The sequence below is a fragment of the Xenorhabdus thuongxuanensis genome, assembly GCF_001908095.1.
Classification (GTDB): domain Bacteria; phylum Pseudomonadota; class Gammaproteobacteria; order Enterobacterales; family Enterobacteriaceae; genus Xenorhabdus; species Xenorhabdus thuongxuanensis.
Window position 1 is genome coordinate 1 of record NZ_MKGR01000023.1, and the last position, 10,700, is coordinate 10,700.

Annotated in this window: 13 protein-coding genes; 11 read left to right on the forward strand and 2 right to left on the reverse strand. The window is 43.6% G+C overall.

Annotated features, from left to right (window positions below; genetic code table 11):
• Positions 1–393 precede the first annotated feature (393 nt).
• Positions 394–2,349 (reverse strand): ABC transporter ATP-binding protein, encoded by a 1,956-nt coding sequence (locus Xentx_RS13895; RefSeq protein ID WP_074020826.1) that lies wholly within the window; start codon positions 2,347–2,349, stop codon positions 394–396.
• 250 nt (positions 2,350–2,599) lie between these two features.
• On the opposite strand from Xentx_RS13895, the gene Xentx_RS13900 reads away from it, so the two are divergent.
• Entirely contained in the window at positions 2,600–2,803 is a 204-nt protein-coding gene (locus Xentx_RS13900) for a YheV family putative zinc ribbon protein (RefSeq protein ID WP_074020827.1), read from the forward strand.
• Positions 2,804–2,947: 144 nt separating this feature from the next.
• A complete protein-coding gene (gene slyD / locus Xentx_RS13905) occupies positions 2,948–3,478 on the forward strand; it encodes a peptidylprolyl isomerase (protein WP_074020828.1) in 531 nt (176 codons plus the stop codon).
• A 125-nt stretch (positions 3,479–3,603) separates the two neighbouring features.
• Here the strand turns inward: slyD and Xentx_RS13910 are convergent, their stop codons facing one another.
• Complete coding sequence (locus Xentx_RS13910; RefSeq protein ID WP_074020829.1) at positions 3,604–3,822, reverse strand: SlyX family protein; 219 nt, start codon at positions 3,820–3,822, stop codon at positions 3,604–3,606.
• 266 nt (positions 3,823–4,088) lie between these two features.
• Here Xentx_RS13910 and fkpA point away from each other — a divergent pair, with 266 nt between their 5' ends.
• The 9 genes from fkpA to Xentx_RS13955 all read left to right on the forward strand — a co-directional run.
• Positions 4,089–4,853, forward strand: a complete 765-nt coding sequence (gene fkpA, locus Xentx_RS13915) for an FKBP-type peptidyl-prolyl cis-trans isomerase (RefSeq protein WP_074020830.1) — start codon at positions 4,089–4,091, stop codon at positions 4,851–4,853.
• Between the two features lie 474 nt (positions 4,854–5,327).
• The gene (locus tag Xentx_RS13920; RefSeq protein WP_074020831.1) at positions 5,328–6,065 is read left to right on the forward strand and encodes a helix-turn-helix transcriptional regulator; all 738 of its coding nucleotides are present in this window, start codon (positions 5,328–5,330) and stop codon (positions 6,063–6,065) included.
• Complete coding sequence (tusD, locus tag Xentx_RS13925) at positions 6,065–6,460, forward strand: sulfurtransferase complex subunit TusD (protein WP_074020832.1); 396 nt, start codon at positions 6,065–6,067, stop codon at positions 6,458–6,460. Before Xentx_RS13920 ends, tusD begins: the two co-directional genes overlap by 1 nt.
• Positions 6,461–6,494: 34 nt before the next feature.
• The gene (gene tusC, locus Xentx_RS13930; RefSeq protein ID WP_074020834.1) at positions 6,495–6,854 is read left to right on the forward strand and encodes a sulfurtransferase complex subunit TusC; all 360 of its coding nucleotides are present in this window, start codon (positions 6,495–6,497) and stop codon (positions 6,852–6,854) included.
• Positions 6,855–6,873: 19 nt separating this feature from the next.
• Positions 6,874–7,161 carry a sulfurtransferase complex subunit TusB gene (tusB, locus tag Xentx_RS13935; RefSeq protein ID WP_074020836.1) on the forward strand — a complete coding sequence of 96 codons (288 nt, stop codon included), beginning with the start codon at positions 6,874–6,876 and terminating at the stop codon, positions 7,159–7,161.
• Positions 7,162–7,384: 223 nt separating this feature from the next.
• Positions 7,385–7,759 (forward strand): 30S ribosomal protein S12, encoded by a 375-nt coding sequence (rpsL, locus tag Xentx_RS13940; protein ID WP_010848548.1) that lies wholly within the window; start codon positions 7,385–7,387, stop codon positions 7,757–7,759.
• Between the two features lie 98 nt (positions 7,760–7,857).
• Positions 7,858–8,328 (forward strand): 30S ribosomal protein S7, encoded by a 471-nt coding sequence (gene rpsG, locus Xentx_RS13945; protein ID WP_074020838.1) that lies wholly within the window; start codon positions 7,858–7,860, stop codon positions 8,326–8,328.
• A gap of 93 nt (positions 8,329–8,421) precedes the next feature.
• Positions 8,422–10,530 carry an elongation factor G gene (fusA, locus tag Xentx_RS13950; protein WP_074020840.1) on the forward strand — a complete coding sequence of 703 codons (2,109 nt, stop codon included), beginning with the start codon at positions 8,422–8,424 and terminating at the stop codon, positions 10,528–10,530.
• A gap of 70 nt (positions 10,531–10,600) precedes the next feature.
• A partial coding sequence (locus tag Xentx_RS13955; RefSeq protein WP_234369306.1) for a GTP-binding protein occupies positions 10,601–10,700 on the forward strand: 100 nt, incomplete at its 3' end.

Consider the following 10,700-nt stretch of genomic DNA (forward strand, 5'->3'; position numbering starts at 1 on the left):
CACACGTTGGGTATTTTTGCCAATTTTAAACAAGGTAAAAATCAACGCGACTGGCTTCAACAAGCCAACGTTATAGGATGTTAAAGTCGAGCATCGCGTGATTATTATGTGTTTTATACAGAATATTTTCATTTGGTTTCTTATGATCATCAAATTTGAAGGGGAACTTGTAAAAGTTTTCTCAATAAGGAGTGAAAAATGAGAATGAGCATCTTAATCATTTTCAAATTATAAATAATATTCTGCATAATAGATGAATTATTATTTTTTACAGTGAGTATTCTGGCTATTTGCAGGTAATTTTATATTTTTGCTATTGTAAATAGAGAACAGGAAATAATCGGGTGTTGAATAACAATACCCGATTATACCCACAAGCTTACATTTGAAAAGTTAACTGATTCCTTGACTTGCATTAAATACTGCTGTTATTTGTTCGAGCTGTTCCTGAATATCTAACCATTCCATTTCGGTATCTTCCAGTTTAGATTTTGTTTGTGTTTGCTGATGCAGGCATTCAGTTAGTTCAGTTTTACGAGTATTGTCATAAAGTGTGTTGTCTGACAGCTTTTCTTCCAATTCCAGCAACGCTGTACCCAATTTTTCCATCTGTTTTTCAAGGGATGCAAGCTGTTTGCGCAATGGCTGCGTTTGGTTACGGAATTCAGCTTCACGCCGTTTTTGATCTTTACGCTCTTGAGCACTGTAATTTTGAGTGCTATTCGCTGAAGATTCGGTCTCTGATTTTTCTTTTTCCTGGTCATCCCGCATTTGTTGGCGTTGTAGTTCAGTTAGCCATTGCTGGTAATCTTCTAAATCACCTTTAAAAAGTTCTACTTTGCCATCATGCACCAGATAAAGTTCGTCTGTTGTAGAGCGCAGTAAGTGCCTGTCATGCGAAACGACGACCAAAGCTCCTTCGAAATCAATAAGTGCTTCAGTCAATGCTTGTCTCATGTCTAGATCAAGGTGGTTGGTCGGTTCGTCAAGCAGAAGGAGGTTAGGGCGCTGCCAGACAATCAGCGCCAGTACCAAACGGGCTTTTTCACCACCGGAAAAACGTCCGCTTGGATCGGTCACTTGATCGCCTTTGAAGCCAAATCCTCCCAGATAATCCCGAAGCTGTTGTTCCGTTTCTTGGGGAGCGATTCGGGCTAAATGTTGTAATGGAGATTCATCTGCCCGTAGGTATTCCAACTGGTGCTGTGCGAAGTAACCCAGTTTAATGCCTTTCGATAAGGCAATTTCTCCTTGCTGAGGTGCAAGCTCTCCTGCCAGCAATTTGATCAACGTGGATTTACCCGCACCATTGCGGCCTAGCAGGCCGATCCGTGAACCCGGCACCAGATTTAATTTGATTGAGTTCAATACCGTTTTTTCACCATAGCCAGCACTGACTTTGTCCATGTTTAAGAGTGGATTTGGCAAATTGTCTGGCTGGCGGAAACTGAAATGGAAAGGGTTATCGACATGAGCAGGAGCGATAAGCTCCATGCGTTCCAACATTTTGATGCGGCTTTGTGCCTGTTTCGCTTTAGAGGCTTTGGCGCGGAAGCGGTCAATATAGCTCTGCAAATGTGCCACTTTTTCCTGTTGGCTTTGGTATAACGCCTGTTGCTGGGCAAGTTTGGCCACACGTTGCCGTTCGAAGGAAGAGTAGTTGCCGGTATATTCGTATAGATCTTGCTGCTCAATATGCAGAATTTTATCGATGATTGGATCGAGAAAATCGCGATCGTGGGAAATGAGGATCAAGGTGCCGGTATAACCCTTCAACCATTTTTCGAGCCAGATAACCGCATCCAGATCAAGGTGGTTGGTCGGTTCGTCAAGCAATAGCAGATCAGAGCGGCAGATCAACGCTTGTGCCAGGTTGAGGCGCATACGCCAACCACCAGAGAACGAACGTACAGGTTGCTCGAGCTGAGTCTGAGAAAAACCCAATCCATGCAGTAGACTGGCGGCTCTGGCGCGGATCGTCCACGCCTGAATAGTATCAAGCAAGCCATGAAGATGGGCGATGGCGTGACCGTCATTTTGTTCGTTGGCTATTTTGAGTTTTTGCTCCAGTTGTCGGAATTCACGGTCACCATCGATGACATATTCCAGCGCTGATGTTTCCAGGGCTGGGGTTTCCTGATTAACCCAGGCCAGTGCCCAGTTGTTGGGAAAGGTGACAGAGCCACTTTCAGCTTGAAGTTCATCTTTCAGTAATGCAAGCAGGGTAGATTTACCACAGCCATTTTTGCCAACTAATCCGACTTTTTGTCCAGGATTGATGGTTGCGTTGGCGTTATCCAGCAGGACGCGAATGCCACGACGGATTTGCAGTGAAGAGAAAACAATCATAGATGTCGTCTATATATAATGTGTTAAGTTAATTAATAGTTAGATTTATATATCCTTCATCTTTCAAGTTGCTGCTTTGTTGACTGCGTTCCCCATACCAATCGTATATTGATATGCATAGTGATCGTTGATGCGTATAGTGATCGGTGTGCCGCAATTTGAAATCTATTGGGTATATGTGTTCAATTTTAAGTGCTTGGTGTGCATGGTAGCGGAAAATAGGTGTTCTGACACGTCTTAGGGGGGAATTATGTCAATCAGTCGTAAGCGTTTTATTGCAGGAGCGGTTTGCCCAAAATGCCAATCACAGGATACGTTGGCAATGTGGCAGGAAAATAAGGTTGATGTTGTTGAGTGTGTCCATTGTGGCCATATACAGAGGCAGACAGATGAAGCTGTCACATCTCATATCAGAGAGCAGGAACAGGTCATTGGGATATTTACACCACAGTAATTCAATACACGTACAATGAATTGTGGATAAATTTTGCCATTGCCTAGGTACAGCAACGTAGAATTCCGTTACAATTGGCAGCATTTTTTTGAGCAGTAAAAAATTTCCCTCACGGGTTTTTCCCTCGGGTATGTAGGAGTTGTCATGAAAGTAGCAAAAGACTTGGTGGTCAGCCTGGCTTATCAAGTAAGAACAGAAGATGGTGTTTTAGTTGATGAGTCCTCGGTGAGCGCACCGTTAGACTATCTGCATGGCCGTGGTTCTTTAATCAGCGGATTAGAGAAAGCACTGGAAGGCCGTGAGGCGGGTGAACGTTTTGATGTTAGCGTAGAAGCAGCAGATGCATACGGTCAGTATGATGACAACCTGGTTCAGCGTGCACCAAAAGATGTGTTTGTTGGGGTTGATGATCTTGAGGTTGGTATGCGCTTTCTGGCTGACACGGATCAGGGACCTATTCCAGTAGAAATCACTGCGATAGAAGGTGATGAAGTGGTTGTTGATGCTAACCACATGCTGGCTGGCCAGAATCTGAAATTCAATGTTGAAATTGTAGCGATCCGTGAAGCGACCGAAGAAGAATTAGCTCATGGCCATGTACACGGTCAGGGTGGCTGTGGTGATCACGATCACGATCACGGCGATCATGGATGCTGCGGCGGCAGCTGCCACTAAAACTGAATCAGGATTGACTGAAAATCGTTAGTTACCTGAAACATCAGTAAACAGAAAAGGGAAGCACATTAGAGCTTCTCTTTTTTGTCTAAGCCTTCCTTGGCTTAGATTTTTCCAGATGAATATCAGTAATGGGGGGGAGGTGTTTCTTCAGAAAGTGGTGCAATGATGGATGTCTGGTGAGTTTGCAGACGTTCAGCAATTAATTTTAGTTGTTCTTTCAATTTGTCAGTTTCGATCTGTTGCTTTATCACTTCCTGATTCAATTCTTCAATGGTGGCTTCTTGATAAGCCAGCTTGGTTTCTAGTTGCTCAAATCTTTGCTCAAATTTAGATAATTCCATTATCTTTCCTCCTGCCTCTGAATCAATTAATGTAAATGACGGAACGATTACTTGGTCAAGATGACACTATAATGCACATATATCCAGTGAAATAGGATATTACGAAACCTCTTTGCTTTAATGTTGTCTCAACGATTTTTATTGCGAGATATAGCAAGTATTGTCATTGGTTTCCTTAGGCGGTTATAGTAAATACTATGACCTATGCTGATGGTAACCCCGACCTATGCTGATGGTAACCCCACCCAAATTTATTGGAGAATAGGATGAAATCATTGTTTAAAACAACTCTGCTGGCAACAACTCTGGCGGTGGCATTTAGCGTACCTCAGGTTTTGGCTGCTAACACTGAAACTAAAGACGAAGTAAAACTAAATAGTGCTTTTAAAACAGCAGAACAGCAAAATTCTTATGCTCTGGGTGCTTCTCTGGGAGGCTACATGGCCAACTCATTGCAAGAGCAGAAAGCGCTCGGTATCAATATAGAAAAAGAACAATTGCTGGCTGGTGTTGAAGATGCGTTAAATAATAAAGCCAAACTGACTGATAAAGAGATTAAGGAAACTCTGATGGCTTTTGAATCTAAAGTGAAAAGTGCAGCTTTAGCCAAGGCAGAAAAAGAAGCCAGTGAAAATGGCGAAAAAGGTGCTCAATATCGTAAAGAGTTTGCTAAGCAAGCGGGCGTAGTGGAAACTAAAACAGGACTTCTTTACAAAATTGAAAAAGAAGGTACTGGTAACACACCTAAAGAAACCGATACTGTGGTTGTTAACTACAAAGGTTCTTTGATTGATGGTCAGGTTTTTGATAGTTCTTATGACCGTAAAGAACCGCTGACAATTCGTTTAGACAGCGTTATTCCAGGCTGGAGAGAAGGTATACAGCATGTGAAGAAAGGCGGAAAAATCACATTAGTTATTCCTCCTAAACTGGCTTATGATCAGGCAAATTTACCTAAAATTTCAGCTAACTCCACTTTAGTTTTCAATGTTGAATTATTGGATATTAAGCCTGCTGCCAAGGCAAAATAATTCCTGTAATTAAAGGACATTAGCAGGGGCTTAAGGCTCCTGCTTTATCATATATTTCTTCCACCTTTCGATTTTCTGCTGATATTTACCTCTATTTGATTAGTAATAAGCATGGATAAAGAATAATAAATTTATTTGCTTATTATTTCCTGCGATATTAAATGAGATATTGCTTTTCGTATTTCAGGTGGATTCAGCATAAAGCTGTGATAGAACCCCGCGCTATACTCAGCAAGAGCTTGACGACAGTTCAATGTGGTTTTAACGTCACTATTCTGAATAGTCCGAATAGAATATAGAACAAACATTTTTAACTGTTTGTTTTTAGAAATTATTACATAAGGCTATTTAATTTTCTTGTAACAACAGGTGTTTACCGAAGTAGATGCTGAGTTGCAGTAATGTGATTTTATAATAAATCTTGCCTGATGTTTTTGGTGAGGCAAAGTTAGAATTTGAAGGATGGTGTATTACATGTCTACCCCGCTATTAATTGGTGATAATATCTCTAGTGATAACAGTGATACTGATTTGCTGGAAAATCAATCGTTTAGTGAAACTGATCGCGAAATTTTAAAATCTTACGAAGCTGCTGTTGATGGCCTGGCTATGTTGATTGGTGGGCATTGTGAAATAGTTCTTCATTCACTGGAAGATCTTAAATGTTCAGCCGTCAGAATAGCTAATGGCGAGCATACAGGGCGTAAAATTGGCTCTCCGATTACCGATCTGGCGTTGCGAATGCTGCATGATATTACGGATGAAGACAGTAGTGTTTCGAAGGCGTATTTCACGCGGGCAAAAAGTGGCTCGTTGATGAAATCTATTACGATTGCTATCCGCAATCGCCAGCGTCGAGTCATCGGGCTTTTGTGCATCAATATGAACCTCGATGTGCCTTTCTCTGAAATTATTCAGACCTTTATCCCAGAAAAAACGCATGAAGTTGCTTCAAACGTCAATTTTGCCTCTTCTGTGGATGATCTGGTGGCACAAACTCTGGAATTCACTATTGAAGAAGTGAATGCTGATCGCAATGTTTCCAATAATGCGAAAAACAGACAGGTAGTGCTGAACCTTTATGAAAAAGGTATTTTTGATATTAAAGATGCCATTAATCAGGTCGCTGATCGTTTGAATATCTCCAAACATACGGTATATCTTTATATTCGCCAGTTTAAAAATGGTGAATTTACTGGTTCGGAGAAGTAATGTCGTCACTGTCTTATTGTTTGCTGGTCACTGGACCAGCTTACGGTACTCAACAAGCCAGCAGCGCTTACCAATTTGCTCAGGCGTTGATCGCCTCAGGCCATAAACTGCATAGCGTGTTTTTTTATCGTGAAGGTGTCCAAAACGGCAATCAATTGGTTGCCCCTGCCAATGATGAGTTTGATTTGGTCAGAGCCTGGCAGGTATTGGCAGTCCAACATCAATTCGATCTGTTTATTTGCGTTGCAGCGGCATTGCGGCGTGGTGTCGTAGATGAACAGCAAGCTCGTGAATTGAATCTGCCTGCCGCTAATTTAGCCGAAGGGTTTGAGCTTAGTGGGTTGGGATCATTGGCAGAAGCCATGATGTTATGTGATCGTGTTATACAATTTTAGCGCTGGTTAGGTTTGGGAATCTTCGTGGGTATCGATGAAAAAAATTGCCTTTGTTTTTACTGAAGCTCCTCACGGCTCTTCTGCCGGCAGGGAAGGGCTGGATGCACTGCTTGCGACGTCGGCATTGACTGAGCAGATCGGTGTATTTTTTATTTCTGATGGCGTATTTCAATTATTGGCCAATCAGCAGCCGGATAAAATTCTGGCCCGTGACTACATCTCAACCTTTAAGATCTTGCCGCTTTATGACATTGATAAATGTTACGTTTGTCTGGATGATTTGGTGATTCGGGGAGTCAGCCCAGCAAACAATTTTGTGCTGGAAGCTGAATTTCTTTCTGCCGCCGCAATCCGAGAATTGTTGGCGGGTTATGATTTTGTGTTGAAATTTTAATCTATTTCAGGCAGGTAACATGTTATATACTGTCAGTCGCTCACCTTACCATGATGACTTCAATGCAATGCTTGGCCTTGTATCTGATACAGATGATGTTCTATTAATGCAGAATGGTGTGTTATTGGGGATTAATGATAACCGTTATTTGGCTGAGTTGCTCCGTACAGGGGCAGACATTTATGTTTTGAAGGAAGATCTCAATGCACGAGGGCTGATTGAACAAATTTCAGACCGTGTAAGGGTGATTGATTACAATGGCTTTGTTAGCTTAACGGTAAAACATCAGCAAAATTTTGCTTGGTAGATGTGATTGGTAGATCTGAATTGCACTTTTCAGTAAATTTACCAGCCCAACGCTTTATTGGCAGTACCTTACCGATAATATTTTGCCGATATAGAAAAGCTGTATATTTCTTGACACCTCGTTAAGTCAGCAATAAAATTCCGCGTCCTCATGTTTTGTCATAATGACAGAGAGAGGGTAAAATCCGTGTTTACGAAGCAAAAAACCAGGAGCTTTTTTAATAATGGCAACTATTAATCAGCTGGTTCGCAAATCTCGTAGCTCGAAAGTTGTGAAAAGCAACGTTCCTGCTCTGGAAGCTTGCCCGCAAAAACGTGGCGTATGTACTCGTGTATATACCACCACTCCTAAAAAACCAAACTCCGCACTGCGTAAAGTATGCCGTGTACGTTTGACTAACGGTTACGAAGTTTCTTCCTACATCGGTGGTGAAGGCCACAACCTGCAGGAACACTCCGTTATCCTGATCCGTGGCGGTCGTGTTAAAGACTTGCCAGGTGTGCGTTACCACACCGTTCGCGGCGCTCTGGACTGTGCCGGTGTTAAAGACCGTAAACAAGGTCGTTCTAAGTACGGTGTGAAGAAGCCAAAGGCTTAATGGTTCTCCGTTAAGTAAGGCCAAACATTTTTCACATTAATGTCAAAATAAACTCGTAGAGTTTTGGACAACCCTGAAATTCGAAACGGAGTATTTCCATGCCACGTCGTCGTGTAATTGGTCAACGTAAAATTCTGCCAGATCCAAAGTTCGGATCTGAACTGCTGGCCAAATTTGTAAATATCCTGATGGTAGACGGTAAGAAGTCTGTCGCAGAAGCAATTGTATATGGTGCGCTTGAGACCCTGGCTCAGCGTGCTGGTAAAGATCATCTGGAAGCATTCGAGCTGGCACTGGATAACGTGCGCCCGACTGTAGAAGTTAAGTCCCGCCGTGTTGGTGGTTCTACTTATCAGGTTCCAGTTGAAGTTCGTCCGGTTCGTCGTAATGCTCTGGCAATGCGTTGGATCGTTGAAGCTGCTCGTAAACGCGGTGATAAGTCCATGGCTCTGCGCCTGGCAAATGAATTATCTGATGCGGCTGAAAATAAAGGCGCTGCTGTGAAGAAACGTGAAGACGTTCACCGTATGGCAGAAGCTAACAAGGCGTTCGCACACTACCGTTGGTAATCCCTTATTGGGTATTCCATCGGCAGTGAATATGTTCTGGGTAGCTGTCCGGCTACCCGTTCTCTAAATTGAACGCCCACGAGAGAGGAAAAAATGGCTCGTAAAACCCCTATAACTCGTTACCGTAATATCGGTATCAGTGCGCACATTGACGCGGGTAAAACCACTACCACCGAACGTATTCTGTTCTACACTGGTGTAAGCCATAAGATCGGTGAAGTTCATGATGGCGCTGCTACTATGGACTGGATGGAGCAGGAGCAAGAACGTGGTATTACCATTACGTCTGCTGCGACTACCGCATTCTGGTCTGGTATGGCTAAACAGTATGAGCCACACCGTATCAACATCATCGACACCCCAGGCCACGTTGACTTCACTATCGAAGTAGAACGTTCCATGCGTGTTCTTGACGGTGCAGTAATGGTTTACTGTGCAGTTGGTGGTGTTCAGCCACAGTCTGAAACTGTATGGCGTCAGGCGAACAAATATAGTGTTCCACGTATCGCGTTCGTTAACAAAATGGACCGTATGGGAGCGAACTTCCTGCGTGTTGTTGAGCAGATCAAAACTCGTCTGGCTGCTAACCCTGTTCCTCTGCAATTGGCAATCGGTGCAGAAGATACTTTCACCGGTGTTATTGATTTGCTGAAAATGAAAGCAATCAACTGGAACGACGAAGATCAGGGTATTACCTTCGAATACGAAGATATTCCGGCTGACATGCTTGAGCAGGCTCAGGAATGGCATCAGAACCTGATTGAATCCGCAGCAGAAGCATCAGAAGAGCTGATGGATAAATACCTGGGCGGTGAAGAGCTGACTGAAGAAGAAATCAAGGCAGCTCTGCGTAAGCGTGTTTTGGCTAACGAAATTATCCTGGTTACCTGTGGTTCTGCATTTAAGAACAAAGGTGTTCAGGCAATGCTGGATGCAGTTGTCGAATATCTGCCAGCCCCAACTGATGTTGAATCCATCAAAGGTATGCTGCCAGACGGTAAAGATACTCCGGCTGAGCGTCACTCCAGCGATGATGAACCATTCTCAGCACTGGCGTTCAAAATTGCGACTGACCCATTCGTGGGTAACCTGACTTTCTTCCGCGTTTATTCTGGTGTTGTTAACTCTGGTGACACCGTACTGAACCCGGTGAAAGACAAAAAAGAACGTTTTGGCCGTATCGTTCAGATGCACGCTAACAAACGTGAAGAAATCAAAGAAGTCCGTGCAGGCGATATCGCTGCTGCTATCGGTCTGAAAGATGTAACCACCGGTGATACTCTCTGTGACCTGAACGCGCCAATCATTCTGGAGCGCATGGAATTCCCAGAGCCAGTTATCTCTGTTGCTATCGAGCCAAAAACGAAAGCTGACCAAGAAAAAATGGGTATCGCTTTAGGTCGTCTGGCTCAGGAAGATCCATCTTTCCGCGTGAGCAGTGATGAAGAGTCTGGTCAGACTATCATCGCAGGTATGGGTGAGCTGCACCTTGACGTTCTGGTTGACCGTATGCGTCGTGAATTCAACGTTGAAGCGAACGTAGGTAAACCTCAGGTTGCTTACCGTGAAACCATCCGTGCTTCTGTTGAGCAGGAAGGTAAACACGCTAAACAGTCCGGCGGTCGCGGTCAGTACGGTCATGTTTGGCTACGTATCGAGCCTCTGGAAGCAGGTGGTGCTGGTTACGAATTCGCGAACGAAATCGTTGGTGGTGTTGTTCCTAAAGAATACATCCCAGGCGTCGACAAAGGCGTTCAGGAACAGCTTAAGAGCGGTGTTCTGGCTGGTTATCCAATCGTTGACGTTAAAGTTGCCCTGTTCGATGGTTCTTACCATGACGTTGACTCCTCAGAAATCGCCTTTAAAATTGCTGCATCCATGGCATTTAAAGAAGGCTTCATGAAAGCGAAACCAGTTCTGCTGGAACCTATCATGAAAGTCGAAGTGGAAACACCAGAAGACTACATGGGTGACGTCATCGGTGACCTGAACCGTCGCCGTGGTATGATCGATGGTATGGATGATATAGCTACGGGCAAAATTGTTCGTGCTCAAGTACCATTGTCTGAAATGTTTGGTTATGCTACTGACCTGCGTTCTCAGACCCAAGGTCGTGCTTCTTACTCCATGGAGTTCTTGAAGTACAACGAAGCGCCTAGCAACGTCGCTCAGGCTATTATCGAAGCTCGTAAATCTAGATAAGTTTTCGAGTTTACTATCTTTTTAGCTCCCTCATCTCTGTGACGGGGGAGCAGTATTAAGGAATAGAGTCGTGTCTAAAGAAAAGTTTGAACGTTCAAAACCGCACGTTAACGTTGGTACTATCGGCCACGTTGACCACGGTAAAACTACCCTGACTGCTGCAATCACTA